Raw genomic sequence first — 16,489 nt, forward strand, 5'->3', positions numbered from 1 at the left:
GCTTCCGCGGATGACCCGGCGGCGGCTCCTCGCCGCCGCCGGGGTCGTCGCCGCGTCGGCGGCGGTCGTCGCGGGCGGGCTGCTCGCGGTGGGCGGGTGGCCTGGCGCGGCCGGCCTCCCCCGCGACCTCGCGGGCGCCCCGGTGCAGGCCGACGTGCCGGCGCCCGCGGCGAGCGCCGACGCGGCCACGTCCGTCGACTCCGGCCTCGGCCGGTTCCGCGCGCCCTCGGTCGGGCTCGACGTGCCGCTCGGCGCGGTCGACGTGGTCGGCGGCGTCGTGGATCCCCCGGGCTTCTCCTCCGCGTACCGCGTGCGCGACCTCGGCGTCGCACCCGAGGACGCGGCGACGGGCACGGTCTTCGTCGTGATGCACTCGGTGCGCGGCGGCGGCACGGGCCCCGGCGACCTGCTCATCGACGACCGGGCGGGCAGCGCGAGCGTCGCCCCCGGCGCGGTGATCGAGGTGGCGGGCGTCGAGTACGCCGTCGGATCCAGCCGCGCGGTGCCCAAGGGCCAGCTGCCCGACGACGCCGAGGTCTGGGCGGACACCCCCGGCCGGCTCGTCGTGATCACGTGCCTGCAGCGCCCGGACGGCAGCCCGTCGCGCGACGACATGGTGATCGAGGCGACGCGCGCCTGATCCCGCGCGGGGAGCGCCCGATGCCCGATGCGGCCGGGCGCTTCCCGCGTCGATAGCCTCGGGACATGGGGATGGACAGCGCACGGCACGAGGTCACGCGCGCCTGGCACGCCGCCGTCTCCCCCGACCGGCTGCTGCTCGCGGCCAAGACGGCGCTCGCGGTCGGCATCGCCTGGGCCGTCGCGCCGTACGTGCCCGGCGTCGCGAACGAGTACCCCTACTACGCGCCGCTCGGGGCGCTCGTGAGCATGTACCCGACGCTCATGGGATCCGCGCGCACCGGCCTCCAGACGCTCCTCGGCCTCGCGGCGGGCATCGTGCTCGCGACCGCCGTGATCCTCACCACCGGCCCCTCGTGGTGGTCGATCCCCGTGATCGTCGGCATCGGCGTGATCCTCTCCGGCTCGGGCTGGTTCGGCGCGGGCCGCGAGTACGTGCCGATGGCTGCCCTGTTCGTGCTCATCATCGGCGGGCAGGACGCCGACACATACTCGCTCGGCTACCTCGTGCAGATGGCCGTCGGCGTGGTGACGGGCCTCCTCATCAACGTGCTCGTCGCGCCGCAGCTGTCGAGCGGGGCCGCGGGCGCCCGCATCAGCGCGTTCCAGCGCGAGGTGGCCGACCGGCTGCGGGACGTGGGCGACGCGGTCGAGGCCGACGCCCCGCCCGCGCACGCCGACTGGATCCGCGCGAGCGAGGACCTCGCGGGCACCGCGCGCGCCGTGCGGGCCGACCTCCGCGAGGCCGACGAGAGCCGCAAGGGCAACCCGCGCGCGCTCGTGAACAAGCGCGACGTGCGCATCGACCACGCGCGGCTCGAGGCGATGGACCAGATCGTGTTCCACGTCCGCGACATCTCCGCGGCGCTCGCGGACACCATCTGGCAGGAGCGGGGCGCGATGGGCCTCGACCACGGCATCGCCGCTCCCATCCGCGACGCCTGCCACGCGGTCGCGGGCGTCCTCGACCTCGACGACCCGGACTCCCCCGAGCGGCACCGCGCCATGGGCGAGGCGGCCCGGCAGGTCCGGCTGCTCGTGGAGGCCGTGGACCACCAGTCGCAGGAGCTCGGGCGGGCGATGGGCCCCGGCGTGCTCACGGCCATGCACCTGAAGCGCGTGCTGCGGCACCTCGAGCCGGTCGACGCGGCGGAGTCGCCGGCGCCGTAGCGCGGATCCGCGCGTGGACTAGGCCGACGCCCCCGCAGCCGCCTCGCCGCCCACCGGCAGCGCCTCCGCACGCGCTTCGAACCGCACCGCGACGATGCCCGCGACGATGAGCGCGCCGCCCACGAGCTGCAGCGCCGTCAGCTCCTCGCCGAGCAGCAGCCACGCCCACGCGCCGGCCGCCGCGACCTCGAGCAGGCCCGTGAACGACGCGAGGCGGGATCCGAGCATCGCGCCCGCCGTGATCCCCGCCCCGTACGCGAGCGCCGTCGCGACCACGCCGACCACGAGCATCGGCACCCACCACGGGACGACGCTCCCCAGCATCACGACGTCGGCGACGGATCCGGTGAACGGCAGGACCCCCGTCACGCCCACGAGCGCCAGCAGCACCGCCGCGACGAGCAGCCCCGCGGCCGCGAGCGCCACCGGCGGCAGCCCGTCGGCGCCCCGGGCCGCGATCGCGAAGTAGCCGGCGCAGCCGACCATCGCGCCGAGCGCGAAGAGGAGGCCGACGGGATCCAGCGCCCCGCCACCCGACGGCGACACCACGAGCGCGAGCCCGCCCGCCGCCGCGACGGATCCGAGGAGCACCGGCACCGCGGGCCGCCGCCGGCTCATCGCCCACGCGACCGCCACGAGCAGCAGCGGCGCCATGAACTCGATGAGGATCGCCGTGCCGACGGGGATCCGCTCGATGGCCGCGAAGTACATGACCTGCGCGCCCGCGACGCCCACGAGCGCCATCCCGAGCACCCGCCGCCACGCCCGCAGCACCGGGCGCAGGTCGCCGCCGAGCTGCACGAGCGCGACGGGCGCGAGGACCAGCCCGCCGACGAGCGCCCGCAGCGCGACGGCGGCGACCGGGCTCCATCCGGCCTCGAGCAGCGGCTTCACGAAGGCGCCCGACAGCCCGAAGGAGGCGGCGGCCACCACGGCGAGGACGAGTCCGGTGGTCAGGTGGCGTCGTTCCATGGTGCGCTCGTCTCGTCAGGGGCCATGCGGCCTACGGTCCTGACGTTAGACTCGACGTGGATAAGGAGTCAACTTGCTTTTCACCCCTGACACGGAGGACGTCCTCACGTTCGACGCCGTGATCCTCAACACGGCCCCGCGCGCCACCCGCTCGGGCGACGACCTGCTGGCGACGCCCGAGCAGCTCGCCGACCTGATGACCCGCAGCGGCTTCTCCGGCCGCTTCGACCGCGACGACCGCGAGCTCCGCGAGGTGCACCGCGCCCGCACCCGCCTGCGGGAGATCTGGGGCCTCGACCGCGACGCCATGGTGGATCCCGTCAACGAGCTGCTCGCGCGCCACCACGCGGCGCCCCGGCTCGTGCGGCACGACGCCCTCGACTGGCACCTGCACGCGACCCCGGAAGACGCGCCGCTCGCCGACCGGATCCTCGTGGAGGCCGCCATGGCCCTCGTCGACGTCGTGCGCTCCGACGCCGCCGACCGCCTGCGCGCGTGCGCCGCCGACGACTGCGACGGCGTGCTCGTCGACCTCTCCCGCAACGGGTCGAAGCGGTTCTGCAGCGTGCGCTGCGGCAACCGGATGAACATGGTCGCGTTCCGCGAGCGCCGCGCGCAGGATCCGGTCGGCTAGCCCGCCGGCCGCCTCACTTCGCCTGCAGCGCCGCCTGGTACAGGTCGCGCTTGCCGAGGCCGGTCGCCTCGGCGATGGTGCCCGCCGCGTCCTTGAGGCGCGCGCCGTCGGCGACCAGCTCGAGCACCTGCGTGACGCCCGTCGCGAGGTCGACCTCGAGCGCCGCGGCGCCCTCCGCGACCACGACGATCTCGCCCCGCACGCCCTCGGCGGCCCAGGCGGCGAGCTCGGCGGCGGATCCGCGGCGCACCTCCTCGTAGAGCTTCGTGAGCTCCCGGCACACGACGAGCCGGCGATCCGGGCCCCACTCGGCGACGACGTCCTCGAGCGACGCCTGCAGCCGGTTCGGCGACTCGAAGAAGACCATGGTGCGGCGCTCGCGCACGAGCTCGCGGAGCACGCGGCGCCGGTCGCCGCCCTTCCTCGGGAGGAAGCCCTCGAAGGTGAAGCGGTCGGTGGGGAGGCCGGAGACGGCGAGCGCGCTGAGCACGGCGCTCGGCCCGGGGATCACCGTGACGCGCACGCCCGCGGCGGCAGCCGCCTCCACGAGGTGGAAGCCGGGGTCGGAGATCGCGGGCATGCCGGCGTCGGAGAGGACGAGCACGTCGGTCTCGCGCGCCAGCTCGACGAGGTCGGCCGACCGCTCCTGCTCGTTGTGGTCGTGCAGCGCGATGAGGCGCGGCCGGTTCTCGACGCCGAGCGCCGTGAGCAGGCGGATGGTCGTGCGGGTGTCCTCGGCGGCCACGACCGTGGCGGAGGACAGCGCCTCCACGAGCCGCCGCGACGCGTCGCCCAGGTTGCCGATGGGGGTCGCGCCGAGGATGATCACCGGTCGATCATCCCATCCGGCCGGCTCTCGTCCTCGACCTCACCTTCGCGCGGGAGGCCGGCCCGGTCGCCGACGTGCGCGGGGTCCTCGACCTCCTCGGCGCCCGGGTCGCCCCAGCCGCGGAGCGCATTCGCCACGCCGACGCCGATCGACAGGAGCCCGAGCGGCACTCCGAACAGCACGAGAGTGGACCCGCGAGAGGTGGTGAACTCGCCGAGGACGCCGGTGAGTCCGAGCACAGACGTCAGGCAGAGGAAGACGCCGAGGATCACGTAGCCCCAGGTCTCGCGGCCCCGCGACCGGCTTCGCAGGAACACGGGTCAGCGCACCGCGGGCGCGTCGGCGCCGGCGCTCACGTGAGCGGCCACCCCGGGGTCCGCGGCGGCGGGCGAGAGCTCGGGAAGGCGGCGGGGATCGAGGAGGGGCACGGATCCATGCTGGCACGGCGCCCGTGGGCGGCGAGGCCCGCGCTGCCGAGGCCAGCACGACCCCGCGGGATCACCCACCCCACCGCGCAGGGATTTGACTCCCCCGCCCACCGCGTCCTACGGTCGTTGAACGTTCAACGAAATAGCGTGGAGTGTCCGGGGGCATGTCGGGACACCCGATCGCAGACGGTCCGGCCGGCTCATCAGCCGCATCCCGGCACGGTCTCCAGCAGCGCGGCCGTTCGTCCGGCGTCCGATCGCGCATGAGCGGGAGGCGTCGCCGCCGCGCTCGCTGACGGCGTCCGTGGACATGGGCCCTGGACATCGTCGAGCCCTCGACGCTCCCCACCGAGAACGCCCGATCGCGCTCCGCCGGGATCCGCGCGCCGATCACGCGCCCCGGCTCCTCGGACCACACGACGCGATCCCCGCACTTCCATCACCACCACCACCACCGAACAGAGGAGAACCCCGCATGCGCACGCTGCTCCACCCCGCCCGCACGTCGCCCGTCCTCCAGGACGCCGCCCTGCTCATCGCCCGCGTGGCGATCGGCTTCATCCTCATGGCCCACGGGTTGCAGAAGTTCCTCGACTACACGCTCGACGGCACCGCCGCCTCCTTCACGCAGATGGGCATCCCGGTGCCTGCCGCAGCGGCGGTCTTCGCCGCGACGGTCGAGACCGCCGGCGGGGCCGCGCTGATCCTCGGCCTCCTCACGCCCGTGGTCGCGGCGCTGAACGTCCTCAACCTGCTCGGGGCCCTCGTCATCGTGCACGCCGACAAGGGCGTCTTCGTCGACGGCGGGGGCTACGAGCTCGTGCTCGCCCTGATCGCCGGCCTGGTCGTCGTCGGGCTGCTGGGAGCGGGCCGCTTCAGCGTCGACGGGCTGCTCAGCCGCCGCCGGCGGACCGCCTGAGCGGACGCGCGCGCCGCCGGCCGCCGAGGTCCGCCGTCGGCGACGACCGACGCTATCGAGACCCCGACCGTGCGGGTCGGCGCGGTCACCGGATGGTCGACCCGCGACGCCCGCCAGCGCGTCGGGCGCCCACCGTGGCGGTGGGCGCCCGTGACGCGCGTGCCCGCGCGTCGGACCGCGGCTCTACGCGCAGTGAGAATTCACGGTGTCGGGGATCTTGATGTAGATGCCCTGGCCGTTGCACATGTTGGAGCTCTCGAGGGCTTCTGTCGCGCCAGCCATGAATGCGCCGACGAATCCGCATGTGATGTGGCTGATGTCGAAGAAGGCGCAGATGGCGACAGCGGCAGCCGAGGAGCCGGCCGCGACGAGCCCACGGAGCCACGCGTTGTTGATGTAGAGGGTGAACCAGTGGATGATGTGGCTCCACCAGTGCTTGGACTCGGATATCTCGCCGGCCTTCGCCGGCGGCCTCGACGTGTCCGAGCTGGTCGTGCTCAGCAGCGACTCGGCTTCGGCGGCATGGATCGCGGCCTTCGCGCTCCGCAGGGACGCCTCGGTCTTCGGGTCGGCCGCCGCGGCCGCGTTGAGCTTCGCGATCTGCGCATCGGACTCGGCCGCCTGTGCGGCCGACAGGTCCATCCAGTTGTCGATGTGCTTCCCGTGGACGTCTACGCCGGTGCTCGCTGCGTGGAGGACGTCGGACTCGGTGATCCTCCCGGACTCGATGTCGTCCATCAGGTGACCGCTCGCGATCGAGTTGCCGACGCGCGCCTCGGGGGAGTTCGGGTTCCCGGTGGCGAAGGCTCCGCTGCCTGGGGCGGCGATCACGAGCCCCAGCGTCGCGACGGCGCCGATGGCGACGGACGCGACGAGGGAACGGGGAGTGCGGGTATTGCGGGTCCGGCGGATGCTGGACATCAGGTTTCCTCTCTATGGAAGCGGCCGATGAGGCCGCCACCGAAAGGTAGGCGAGCCGGGGCGCGCGACCAGGCGAATGCACAGTGCGATTTCCCTCATGGCGCCGGAAGGATTTCCTGACGCCGACGTGTTGGTTTCCTGACGCCCGAGCGCGTATCTCGCCCCGAGAGGCGCGGCATCTCGCGGCGCCGGATCCCCTCACGCCGCTCCCGGGTCCTCGGCGCGAGCGATGGCTCCCATGAGCGGCGGCGGCCGGGGCACGACCGGCACCGCGCCGCGACCCAGCACGGCGCCCCCGCATCCTGCGTACGCTCGTGACAGCGGCCCCGCGGGCCGACGCTGCCCGGATCGGGCACGACACACCACCACCCACCCCGAGGAGCACCAGTGGACGACGCCATCGAGACGAACGCGATCCCCGAGCCGGAGCCCACGGAGATCACGTACGACGAGGAGCGCTTCCCGGCACGCCCCGCCCGCCTCCGCGCCCGTCCGCAGCTGCGCGCCAGCGGGATCCGCCGCTCGTCGAACGACCCGCGCGCCGCCGACGCGTCGAACCCCTCCTACGTGGAGTGGCTCCGCCGGCAGTCGATGCTCGGCGACGCCGACGTGCTGAGCCGCGGCCTCTCCGGGTCGCCCAGCATGTGGTCGAACCCGTACGCCCGGCCGGACGCGCGCCGCGCCATCGACACCGCGTCCGTCTGGTTCACGGCGTACCCGATCTCGCTCATCACGAAGGAGGGCGAGTCGTACCTCGGCGCGCTCGGCGACCCGCAGCTGTGGGAGATCTTCCAGTCCATCGGCATCGAGGCCGTGCACACCGGGCCCGTGAAGCTCGCCGGCGGCATCACCGAGTGGTCGCAGACCGCGAGCGTCGACGGCCACTTCGACCGCATCAGCACCCAGATCGACGCCGCGTTCGGCACGGAGGACGAGTTCCGCCGCCTCACCGAGGTCGCCGACCAGCACGGCGGCAGCGTCATCGACGACATCGTGCCCGGCCACACCGGCAAGGGCGCCGACTTCCGCCTCGCCGAGATGGGCTACAAGGACTTCCCCGGGATCTACCACATGGTCGAGATCCCCGAGGAGGACTGGGGCCTGCTGCCCGACGTGCTGCCGGGCCGCGACGCCGTGAACCTCGACGTCGCCGCCGAGCAGGCGCTCGCCGACCAGGGCTACATCATCGGCCGCCTGCAGCGCGTGATCTTCTACGCGCCCGGCGTCAAGGAGACCAACTGGAGCGCCACCGCGCCCGTGCTCGGCGTCGACGGCCGCACCCGCCGCTGGGTGTACCTGCACTACTTCAAGCAGGGCCAGCCCTCCATCAACTGGCTCGACCCCACGTTCGCCGGCATGCGCATGGTCATCGGCGACGCGCTGCACTCGCTCGGCGACCTCGGCGCGAGCGCGCTGCGGCTCGACGCCAACGGCTTCCTCGGCGTGGAGAAGAGCGTCGAGGGCCCGGCGTGGTCCGAGGGCCACCCGCTCTCGGAGGCCGCGAACCACCTCATCGCGAGCATGGTGCGCAAGGTCGGCGGGTTCTCCTTCCAGGAGCTGAACCTCACGATGGAGGACATCCGCGACACCGGCCGCGTCGGCGCCGACCTCTCCTACGACTTCATCAACCGGCCCGCGTACCAGCACGCGCTCGCGACCGGCGACACCGAGTTCCTGCGCCTCACGCTCCGCACCTCGCTCGAGATCGGCGTCGAGCCCGTCACCCTCGTGCACGCGCTGCAGAACCACGACGAGCTCACCTACGAGCTCGTGCACTGGGCGACCGAGCACTGCGCGGACGTGTTCCCGTTCCGCGGCGACGAGATGACCGGCGCGGATCTCGCGGAGACGATCCGCGGCGACCTCCTCGAGGAGCTCACGGGCGAGAGCGCCGACTACAACCACGTGTTCACCACGAACGGCATCGCCTGCACCACGGCGTCCGTCATCGCGGCCGCGCAGGGCTTCACGACGCTCGACGCGATCGGGGATGGCGACGTCGCCGGGATCCGCGCCGCGCACCTCCTGCTCGCCAAGTTCAACGCGTGGCAGCCGGGCGTCTTCGCGCTCTCCGCCTGGGACCTGCTCGGCGTGCTGCCGCTGCAGGCGTCGCAGGTGGCCGACCTCATCGAGGGCGGCGACACCCGCTGGGTGCACCGCGGCGGGCACGACCTGCTCGACGCGGCGCCCGAGGCCACCGGATCCGGATCCGGCATGCCGCGCGGCCGCTCGCTGTACGGATCGCTGCCCGCGCAGGTCGGCGACCCGGCGTCGTTCGTCTCCGGGCTCCGCAGCGTGCTCGAGGTGCGCGAGCGCTTCGACGTCGCGCTCGGCACGCAGCTCGACGTCCCGGACGTCGGCCACCCCGGGATGCTCGTGATGGTGCACCGCCTCGACAACGGCGATCCCGAGGCCGACGCGCGCCTGCAGCTCACGGTGCTCAACTTCACGGGCGAGCCGATCCTCGCGACCGTCCGCTCCGAGCACCTGCCGAGCCGGCGCACCGTGCGCGACGCCACCACGGGCGAGGAGGTCGGCACGGTCGACGACCTGTCCAGCTTCCCCGTGCAGCTCGAGCCCTACGCGGGCCTCTTCCTGCTGCTCGACGAGGAGCCGGAGGCCGAGGAGGCCTAGGCCGCCCGGCCTCCGGGACGCGGCATCGCCGGCCGGCGGATCAGCACCACGCCTCGAGGGCGACGTCGCGGATCCGCCGGTCGCGGATGTCCGCCCACTCCACGGCGATCCGCGGCGCGGCGATCGGGTGCCGCACGAGGTCGACGACGCGGTTCGTGAGGAGCCGGGGCGTCACGCAGCCGGATGCGAGGATCCCCGTCACGGCGACGTCCGCGCCGCGCGTGCGCTCGAGCCCCGCGTGCGTGCGCACCACCCACGCGTCGAGCGCGCGGAGGTCCGGCCGGATCGCCCCGATCCGCCCGCCGACCACGACCACGAGGTGGCGCAGCTGCGGCAGGTGCTCCGGCACGGTCACGGCGCGGAGGCACCGGGCGGCGGCGTGGACGCCGCGGATCCCGCCCGCCTGCGCGTCGACGCCCACGACGAGCGCGCGCACGGGACGCGGATCCTCCTCGCCCCGGCCGTCGAGCGCGGCGCGCAGGTCGGCGAGCGCCGGGATGTCGTCGCCCGCGAACGCGATCCGCGGCGTCCGCGGACGGCTGCCGCCGGCGGAGGGGTCGAGGAGCGTCGCCCGCATCAGGGCCTCCTCCGGCGACGCGGCGGCACGCGGCGCTCCCCCGCGCCGCGTCCGGCCACGCGCCCGGTGCCGACGGGACGCCCGCCGAGCCGCACGTCGTGCAGGGCGGGCGATCCCCCGCACGGCACGACGACGAGGTCGCCGACCGCCAGGTCGTCCGGCAGCGCGACCGCGGCGGTGCCCGACGTCGGCGCCGCGGCCACGATCCGGACCACCGAGGAGCGACCGGACGCCCGGCCGAGGACGCGCGCCTCCCCCCAGCGCGCGTCCACGCCATCGAGGTGCCCGTCGACGCACACGACGCGCTCCCCGCCGGCTCCCGCGAGGACGGCGGTCACCGCCACGACGACGAGCGCGCCGCATCCGGCCGCGTCCTCGCGGATCCCCATGGCCTCGCCCGAGTGCACGCACGGGGTCCCGCACACCTCCACGAGCCGCCGCATCGAGACCCCGGCGACCACGACGTCGTCGAGCACGGCGGGCGCGGGCGGCGCATCCGTGCCCGGCGCACCAGCACCCGCGCGCGGCGGCGCGACCGCCGCGAGCACGCTCATCGCCGCACCGCCGTCGGGCTGGCGGGGACGGGACGGACGGGGACGGGAGGGACTCGGCACGGGAAGGGCATGCGCCCAGTCCACCTCCGCGCGGATCCCGCCCGCGAGCCCGCTCACGACACCCCTACGGCTGCCGCCCGGAACCTCACGCAGTCCCGACGCGTACCCGGAGCCGCGGAGCGTCCGCGACCCGGGCGCCCGCGCACGTGCATGCGATGATGAGCCGTGCCCGACTCGCCCTACCGCCCCGCCGAGCACGGGGACGACGGCACACCGGCGGCCGGCACACCGGCGATCGGCACCCCGGCTCCCGTGACCGCGGACACCGCCCTCGAGCCCGCCGACGCCCACGACGCGACGCCGACCCGGGCATCCCAGCGCGCCGACGAGCGCGCCGTCACCGTCCGCGGATCCCGCCTCGACGACCTGTGGGCGCGCCTCGTCTCCACCCCCGCCCGCCGCCGCGCCTGGCACTGGGGCGGGCCCATCCTCATCACGCTGCTCGCGGCCATCCTCCGCATCCAGAGCCTCGGCCACCCCGCCACCCTCGTGTTCGACGAGACCTTCTACGTGAAGGACGCGTGGACCCTCCTCCACCTCGGCTACGAGGGCTCCTGGCCCACGGATCCGAACCCCGACTTCATCGCCGGGCAGACCGACGGCTACCTGCAGGCGCCCGCGTTCGTGGCGCACCCGCCGCTCGGCAAGTGGATCATCGCGCTCGGCCTCGCGGTCTTCGGCGCGGCGGATCCGGCGGGCTGGCGCATCGCGACGGCCGTCGTCGGCACCCTCGCGGTCGTCCTCCTGATGCTCATCGCCCGCCGCCTCACGGGCTCCGCGGTCGTCGCGACCATCGCCGGCTTCCTGTTCGCGATCGACGGCCACGCCATCGTGATGAGCCGCATCGCGCTCCTCGACACCCACGTCATGTTCTTCGGCCTGCTCGGCTTCGGCGCGATCCTCCTCGACCGCACCTGGCACGAGCGCCGGTTCACCGCCCTGCTCGAGCGGCACCGCGCAGCCCGCCCCGACGACGCGCGGCCGCTGGAGTTCGGCCCGGTCGTGCTGTGGCGCCCGTGGCTCATCGCAGCCGGCCTCGCGTTCGGCGCGACCTCGTCCGTCAAGTGGTCCGGCATCTTCTTCCTCGCGGGCTTCGGCCTCTACGTGGTGCTCACCGACATGCTGCTGCGCCGCCGTCACGGGCTCGCCGCGTGGTTCACGGCGGGCGCGGTCGTGCAGGGCCCGGTGTCCTTCGTCCTCCTCGTCCCGCCCGCGATCGCCGCGTTCCTCGCCTCCTACGCGGGCTGGTTCGCGACCTCGAACGGGTACTTCCGCAACTGGGCGGCGGAAGGCGCGAACGCCTGGCAGGGCCCTCTCGCGTGGGTGCCCCTGTCGATCCAGAGCCTCTGGCACTACCTCGCGCAGCAGTACGCGTTCAACGTGGGGCTCGACGTCACGCACCCCTACCGGGCGGATCCGCGCCTCTGGCTGCTGCTCTACCGGCCGACGCAGTTCTACTACGAGGGCTACGGCTACGGCGAGTCGGGCTGCACGATCGACGCGTGCTCGGCATCCATCACCTCGATCGCGAACCCCATCATTTGGTGGCTGTCCGTCGCCGCGATGCTGTACCTCGTCTACCGGCTCGCCGCCCGCCGCGAGTGGCGCGTGGGCCTCGTGCTCATGGGCATGGTCGTCGGCTACCTGCCGTGGCTGCTCTACGTGAACCGCACGGTCTTCCAGTTCTACTCGATCGCCTTCGAGCCGTACCTCCTCCTCTGCCTCGCGATGGTGCTCGGCATGATCCTGGGCGACCGCGGCGATCCCCGTCCCCGGCGCACGCGCGGCATCGTGATCGTCGGCGTCGTCCTCCTCGTGTGCGCGCTCGTCAGCGCGTTCTTCTACCCGCTCTGGACCGGGCAGCTCGTGCCCACGTGGTTCTGGCGACTGCACGCGTGGATCCCCTCGGGCTGGATCTGATGCCCGCCACCGCCACGCGCATGCACCCCGCGCTCCCCGGCCTCGGCGCCGCGGCGGCGGCCGCGCTCGTCGCGTGGGCCGTGCACGCGCTCGTCCCGGCCATCCCGCTGCTCACGGTCGCGGTCGCGCTCGGCATCGTCGCCGCGCAGATCCCGGCCGCCCGGCCCGCGCTCACCGGTGCACTCAAGCCCGGCCTCACGCTCGCGTCGAAGCGGCTTATGCGGATCGGCGTCGTCCTCCTCGGCCTGCAGCTCGGCCTCTCGGACATCGTCGGCCTCGGCTGGCGCGCGGTGCTGCTCGTGGTCGCGGTCGTCGTGCTCGCGTTCGCGGGCACGTACGCGATCGCCCGCGCGCTCCGGATGCCGGGCCAGCAGCCGCTCCTGCTCGCCACCGGGTTCTCGATCTGCGGCGCGAGCGCGATCGGCGCGATGGCCGGCGTCACGCGCGCGAAGCCCGCCGACCAGGGCGCGCCCGTCGCGCTCGTCACGCTCTGCGGCACCCTCGCGATCGCCGTGCTGCCGCCGCTGGCCGGCCCGCTCGGCCTCGACGACGTCGCCTTCGGGCACTGGGTCGGCGCGGGCGTGCACGACGTGGGCCAGGTGGTCGCGACCGCGCAGATCGCGGGATCCGCCGCCCTCACCATCGCGATCGCCGTGAAGCTCACGCGCGTGCTGCTGCTCGCGCCCGTGGTCGCCGTCGCGGGCGTCGTGATGCGCCGCCGCGAGGGCCGGGTCGAGGGCGCCGCGCGTCCGCCGATCGTGCCGCTGTTCGTGCTCGGGTTCCTCGCCGCCGTGCTGATCCGCACCTTCGTGCCGCTGCCGGCCGGCGTGCTCGACGCCGCGCAGCTGGTGCAGACCGCGCTGCTGGCGATCGCGCTCGTGGCGCTCGGATCCGCGGTGCGCCTCCGCGAGCTCGTCGGCCAGGGCGGATCCGCGCTCGCCGCCGGCCTCCTCTCCTGGGCGCTCATCGCCGCCCTCGCGCTGGCGGCCGTGCGCCTGTCCTGATCCGCCCCGGCGATCCTCGCCTCAGCGCCCCAGCGCGGTCCACCTCCACCAGAGCGCGTGGTGCTCGCCCTCCTCGACGCGGAACCGCCGGCCGCAGACGGCGCATTCGCACTCGTAGGTCACCGGCCACCCGGAGAGGTCGCGCCGGAGGATCGTCGCGTGCCCGCGCTCCTCTTCCCTGGCCGGGTCGAAGGCGAGGAGCCTCGGGTAGTCGTCGCACCAGCAGCGCCAGCCGCGGTAGCCCCTCACCTTGCCGAGGGCGTGGTCGAGGGCGTCGCGGTTGGGCCGGATCATCCCGCCGAGCTCGACGTCCGCCGTCGCCCGCTGGATCTCCGCGAGCGCGGTCCGGAGCTCCTCGAGCAGCGCGGTGTCGCGCGTGCGGATGACCTCCCACGACGCCTGCCAGATGCGCTGCGGATCCGCGGAGAGCAGGTCGTCGAGCGTGTCGGTCACCCGGCCACCCTAGGGCGCCCCGGGCCACCGCCGACGGGCCCGCGAGAGGACCACGATCCCCGCTCTCGAGACCTCCTGTTACGCCCGCACGCCGGACGCCCCGGGAGCGCGGGTTAGCGTGAGGACCATGGTCGATCGCGAGTACGGGTTCAAGACGAGGGCGATCCACGCGGGCAACATCCCCGACGCCACCACCGGTGCGCGCGCCCTCCCCATCTACCAGTCGAGCGCGTTCGTCTTCGACGACACCGCCGACGCCGCCGCGCGCTTCGCGCTGCAGAAGTACGGCAACGTCTACTCGCGCCTGTCGAACCCCACGGTCGCGTCGTTCGAGGAGCGCGTCGCGAGCCTCGAGGGCGGCCTCGGCGCGGTCGCGACGGCGAGTGGGCTGAGCGCGCAGTACATCACCTTCGCCTCGCTGGCCGGTGCGGGCGACCACATCGTCGCCTCCGCGAACCTCTACGGCGGATCCATCACCCAGCTCGACGTGACCCTCCGCCGCTTCGGCGTGGAGACCACGTTCGTGCAGTCGAGCGACCCGGCCGACTACGCCGCCGCCATCACCGACCGCACCAAGCTCGTGTTCGCGGAGACCGTCGCGAACCCGTCGGGCGAGATCGCCGACATCGAGGGCCTCGCCGCCGTGGCGCACGCGGCGGGCGTCCCGCTCGTCATCGACTCCACCATCGCGACCCCGTACCTCAACCGGCCCATCGAGTGGGGCGCCGACATCGTCATCCACTCGGCCACGAAGTTCCTCGGCGGGCACGGCACGACCCTCGGCGGCGTGGTCGTGGAGTCCGGCCTCTTCGACTGGGAGAGCGCGCGCTTCCCGCTGCTGGACCAGCCCGTGCCGAGCTACGGCGGCCTCAACTGGACCGGCAACTTCGGCGAGTACGCGTTCCTCACCCGGCTCCGCGCCGAGCAGCTCCGCGACATCGGGCCCGCGCTCGCGCCGCACTCCGCGTTCCTGCTCGCGCAGGGCGTCGAGACGCTGCCGTACCGGATGCAGGCGCACATCGACAACGCGCGGGCCGTCGCCGAGTGGCTGGATCAGGATCCGCGCATCACGGCCGTCAACTGGGCCGGCCTCCCCGCGCACCCGCACCACGAGCGGGCGCGCAAGTACCTGCCGACCGGACCCGGATCCGTGTTCACGTTCGAGGTCGCGGGCGGCCGCGCGGTGGGCCAGCGCTTCATCGAGTCGGTCGAGCTCGCGAGCCACCTCGCCAACATCGGCGACGCGAAGACCCTCGTCATCCACCCGGCGTCCACGACCCACGCGCAGCTGAGCGAGGCGCAGCTGGTGGACGCGGGCGTGCTGCCGGGCATCGTCCGCATCAGCGTCGGCATCGAGGACGTCGCCGACATCATCCACGACCTGGACCAGGCGCTGGCCGCCGCCACGGAGGGAGCGAAGTGAGCTTCGACACCGGCGGGGTGCCGCCCGAGCGCACCGGATCCGCTCCCCACCCGGCCGCGGACGCCGCCGACCTCGCGCCGCTCGACCCCGCCGAGGAGGCCGCCGATCGCGCGGCCGGCGACGCGGCCGAGGCGCAGGCAGCCGACGCCGACGCATCCGTTCCCGCCGAGCCGGTCGCCACAGCGCCAGCCGAAGGGGGCGACGCCGACGGCACCCAGACCACCCAGCTCCAGAACGGCCTGACCTGCGCGATCCCGCGCTCCAGCCCGCTCGCCGCGCTCCTGCGCAGCGAGCGCACGTGGACCGGCCCGACCGCGAAGGAGCGCCAGGCGATCCTCCGCCGCGCGAAGAGCGTCGCCATCGTCGGCGCCTCGCCGAACCCGGCCCGGTCCAGCTACTTCGTCGGCACGTACCTCCAGCAGTCGAGCGACTACCGCGTGTACTTCGTGAACCCGAACGCCACCGAGATCCTCGGCCAGGAGGCCTACCCCGACCTCGCGTCGCTGCCCGAGGTGCCCGACATCGTCGACGTCTTCCGCAAGGCCAGCGACATCCCGTCCGTCGTGGACGACGTGGTCGCGATCGGCGCGCCCGTCATCTGGGTGCAGCTCGGCATCTGGAACCAGGAGGCGGCGGTGGACGCGGAGGCCCGCGGGCTCACCGTGGTGATGGACCGCTGCGTCAAGGTCGAGCACGCCCGCTTCCACGGCGGCCTGCACCTGCTCGGCTTCGACACCGGCGTGATCAGCTCCCGGAAGGCCGCGGTCTAGCGGCCCCCGCGGATCACCAGCCGAGCGTGCCCGGCGCGCCCTTGAACGGGCCGACCACGCGCGGCGTGATCCAGCCGCCGTAGAAGTCGCCCTCCTGGGCCTCGACCTCGACGCCGTCGACCGTGATGCGGTCCATCCGCGAGGGGTACACGGCGATCCTGTCGGCGAGCACCTCGAAGCCGCGCGTGGGCGACGGGTACCACCACGCAGCGCGGTCGGCCGTGACGCCACCGGCGGTGAGCGAGAGGTACGACGCCTCCCCCTTGTACTCGCACCACGACCGGCCGGCGGCGGACGCGAGCGCACCCGCGGCGAAGTCGGCGGAGGGAATGTAGTAGACCGGCGGGTGGCTCGTCTCGAGCACGCGCACGGCGGATCGGCTGTCGGCGACGACGCGGCCGCCGAGCTCGATCACGACGTGCTCGGACGACGGGTCGACGCGCGGCGGACGTGGGTAGTCCCACACCGACTCCTGCCCGTCACCGGGGATCTCGCGGGGACGACGGGCGGGTGGGATGCGCATGCGCCGACGGTACCGCGGGCACCTGGACGCCCCGGATCCCGCGGTGTCACGGGCCTCTC

General features: G+C 74.1%; 17 protein-coding genes. 9 read left to right on the plus strand and 8 right to left on the minus strand.

Annotated elements, in window-relative coordinates:
* Positions 1-10 precede the first annotated feature (10 nt).
* Together JOE38_RS07230 and JOE38_RS07235 are read left to right on the plus strand one after the other, a co-directional pair.
* Positions 11-640, plus strand: a complete 630-nt coding sequence (locus JOE38_RS07230) for a class F sortase (protein WP_239544765.1) — start codon at positions 11-13, stop codon at positions 638-640.
* Positions 641-705: 65 nt separating this feature from the next.
* On the plus strand, positions 706-1,809 hold the full coding sequence (locus JOE38_RS07235) for an FUSC family protein (RefSeq protein WP_204575529.1): 1,104 nt from the start codon (positions 706-708) through the stop codon (positions 1,807-1,809).
* A gap of 18 nt (positions 1,810-1,827) precedes the next feature.
* Here JOE38_RS07235 and JOE38_RS07240 read toward each other — a convergent pair whose 3' ends face one another.
* Complete coding sequence (locus JOE38_RS07240; protein ID WP_204575530.1) at positions 1,828-2,781, minus strand: EamA family transporter; 954 nt, start codon at positions 2,779-2,781, stop codon at positions 1,828-1,830.
* 73 nt (positions 2,782-2,854) lie between these two features.
* On the opposite strand from JOE38_RS07240, the gene JOE38_RS07245 reads away from it, so the two are divergent.
* Positions 2,855-3,415 carry a CGNR zinc finger domain-containing protein gene (locus tag JOE38_RS07245; protein ID WP_204575531.1) on the plus strand — a complete coding sequence of 187 codons (561 nt, stop codon included), beginning with the start codon at positions 2,855-2,857 and terminating at the stop codon, positions 3,413-3,415.
* Between the two features lie 13 nt (positions 3,416-3,428).
* On the opposite strand, the gene rsmI is transcribed toward JOE38_RS07245, so the two are convergent.
* Together rsmI and JOE38_RS07255 are read right to left on the minus strand one after the other, a co-directional pair.
* Positions 3,429-4,244: a 16S rRNA (cytidine(1402)-2'-O)-methyltransferase gene (rsmI, locus tag JOE38_RS07250; RefSeq protein WP_204575532.1), complete on the minus strand. Its 816-nt coding sequence runs from the start codon at positions 4,242-4,244 to the stop codon at positions 3,429-3,431.
* The gene (locus tag JOE38_RS07255) at positions 4,241-4,561 is read right to left on the minus strand and encodes a hypothetical protein (RefSeq protein WP_204575533.1); all 321 of its coding nucleotides are present in this window, start codon (positions 4,559-4,561) and stop codon (positions 4,241-4,243) included. The genes rsmI and JOE38_RS07255 overlap by 4 nt, the downstream gene beginning before the upstream one ends.
* Positions 4,562-5,147: 586 nt before the next feature.
* Between JOE38_RS07255 and JOE38_RS07260 the strand changes: the two genes are divergently transcribed.
* Positions 5,148-5,591, plus strand: coding sequence for a DoxX family protein (locus tag JOE38_RS07260; RefSeq protein WP_204575534.1), 444 nt, complete (start codon positions 5,148-5,150; stop codon positions 5,589-5,591).
* 183 nt (positions 5,592-5,774) lie between these two features.
* Here the strand turns inward: JOE38_RS07260 and JOE38_RS07265 are convergent, their stop codons facing one another.
* Positions 5,775-6,512, minus strand: coding sequence for a hypothetical protein (locus tag JOE38_RS07265; protein ID WP_204575535.1), 738 nt, complete (start codon positions 6,510-6,512; stop codon positions 5,775-5,777).
* Positions 6,513-6,899: 387 nt separating this feature from the next.
* Between JOE38_RS07265 and treS the strand changes: the two genes are divergently transcribed.
* Positions 6,900-9,146 carry a maltose alpha-D-glucosyltransferase gene (gene treS / locus JOE38_RS07270; RefSeq protein ID WP_204575536.1) on the plus strand — a complete coding sequence of 749 codons (2,247 nt, stop codon included), beginning with the start codon at positions 6,900-6,902 and terminating at the stop codon, positions 9,144-9,146.
* A 40-nt stretch (positions 9,147-9,186) separates the two neighbouring features.
* Here the strand turns inward: treS and JOE38_RS07275 are convergent, their stop codons facing one another.
* Positions 9,187-9,723, minus strand: a complete 537-nt coding sequence (locus tag JOE38_RS07275) for a hypothetical protein (RefSeq protein WP_204575537.1) — start codon at positions 9,721-9,723, stop codon at positions 9,187-9,189.
* Positions 9,723-10,394: a hypothetical protein gene (locus tag JOE38_RS07280; protein ID WP_307838844.1), complete on the minus strand. Its 672-nt coding sequence runs from the start codon at positions 10,392-10,394 to the stop codon at positions 9,723-9,725. The genes JOE38_RS07275 and JOE38_RS07280 overlap by 1 nt, the downstream gene beginning before the upstream one ends.
* A 108-nt stretch (positions 10,395-10,502) precedes the next feature.
* Here JOE38_RS07280 and JOE38_RS07285 point away from each other — a divergent pair, with 108 nt between their 5' ends.
* Together JOE38_RS07285 and JOE38_RS07290 are read left to right on the plus strand one after the other, a co-directional pair.
* On the plus strand, positions 10,503-12,257 hold the full coding sequence (locus tag JOE38_RS07285; RefSeq protein ID WP_204575538.1) for a dolichyl-phosphate-mannose--protein mannosyltransferase: 1,755 nt from the start codon (positions 10,503-10,505) through the stop codon (positions 12,255-12,257).
* A complete protein-coding gene (locus JOE38_RS07290; RefSeq protein ID WP_204577147.1) occupies positions 12,257-13,261 on the plus strand; it encodes a YeiH family protein in 1,005 nt (334 codons plus the stop codon). The genes JOE38_RS07285 and JOE38_RS07290 overlap by 1 nt, the downstream gene beginning before the upstream one ends.
* 21 nt (positions 13,262-13,282) lie before the next feature.
* Here the strand turns inward: JOE38_RS07290 and JOE38_RS07295 are convergent, their stop codons facing one another.
* The gene (locus tag JOE38_RS07295) at positions 13,283-13,714 is read right to left on the minus strand and encodes a hypothetical protein (RefSeq protein ID WP_204575539.1); all 432 of its coding nucleotides are present in this window, start codon (positions 13,712-13,714) and stop codon (positions 13,283-13,285) included.
* A 127-nt stretch (positions 13,715-13,841) separates the two neighbouring features.
* On the opposite strand from JOE38_RS07295, the gene JOE38_RS07300 reads away from it, so the two are divergent.
* Positions 13,842-15,137, plus strand: a complete 1,296-nt coding sequence (locus JOE38_RS07300; RefSeq protein ID WP_204575540.1) for an O-acetylhomoserine aminocarboxypropyltransferase/cysteine synthase family protein — start codon at positions 13,842-13,844, stop codon at positions 15,135-15,137.
* A gap of 239 nt (positions 15,138-15,376) precedes the next feature.
* The gene (locus tag JOE38_RS07305) at positions 15,377-15,907 is read left to right on the plus strand and encodes a CoA-binding protein (RefSeq protein WP_204577148.1); all 531 of its coding nucleotides are present in this window, start codon (positions 15,377-15,379) and stop codon (positions 15,905-15,907) included.
* Positions 15,908-15,920: 13 nt separating this feature from the next.
* Here the strand turns inward: JOE38_RS07305 and JOE38_RS07310 are convergent, their stop codons facing one another.
* Positions 15,921-16,430: a DUF427 domain-containing protein gene (locus JOE38_RS07310; protein WP_204575541.1), complete on the minus strand. Its 510-nt coding sequence runs from the start codon at positions 16,428-16,430 to the stop codon at positions 15,921-15,923.
* Positions 16,431-16,489: the final 59 nt, after the last annotated feature.

Origin of the sequence: Clavibacter michiganensis (assembly GCF_016907085.1) — a bacterium.
In the GTDB taxonomy this organism is placed as follows: Bacteria; Actinomycetota; Actinomycetes; order Actinomycetales; family Microbacteriaceae; genus Clavibacter; species Clavibacter michiganensis_O.

What these genes read in the sequence shown, in the direction of transcription:
- JOE38_RS07300 (WP_204575540.1), top strand. Translation starts at nt 13,842, where the DNA reads ATGGTCGATCGCGAGTACGGGTTCAAGACGAGGGCGATCCACGCGGGC.
- JOE38_RS07235 (WP_204575529.1), top strand. Translation starts at nt 706, where the DNA reads ATGGGGATGGACAGCGCACGGCACGAGGTCACGCGCGCCTGGCACGCC.
- JOE38_RS07240 (WP_204575530.1), bottom strand. Translation starts at nt 2,781, where the DNA reads ATGGAACGACGCCACCTGACCACCGGACTCGTCCTCGCCGTGGTGGCC.
- JOE38_RS07290 (WP_204577147.1), top strand. Translation starts at nt 12,257, where the DNA reads ATGCCCGCCACCGCCACGCGCATGCACCCCGCGCTCCCCGGCCTCGGC.
- JOE38_RS07260 (WP_204575534.1), top strand. Translation starts at nt 5,148, where the DNA reads ATGCGCACGCTGCTCCACCCCGCCCGCACGTCGCCCGTCCTCCAGGAC.
- JOE38_RS07230 (WP_239544765.1), top strand. Translation starts at nt 11, where the DNA reads ATGACCCGGCGGCGGCTCCTCGCCGCCGCCGGGGTCGTCGCCGCGTCG.
- JOE38_RS07275 (WP_204575537.1), bottom strand. Translation starts at nt 9,723, where the DNA reads ATGCGGGCGACGCTCCTCGACCCCTCCGCCGGCGGCAGCCGTCCGCGG.
- JOE38_RS07265 (WP_204575535.1), bottom strand. Translation starts at nt 6,512, where the DNA reads ATGTCCAGCATCCGCCGGACCCGCAATACCCGCACTCCCCGTTCCCTC.
- JOE38_RS07310 (WP_204575541.1), bottom strand. Translation starts at nt 16,430, where the DNA reads ATGCGCATCCCACCCGCCCGTCGTCCCCGCGAGATCCCCGGTGACGGG.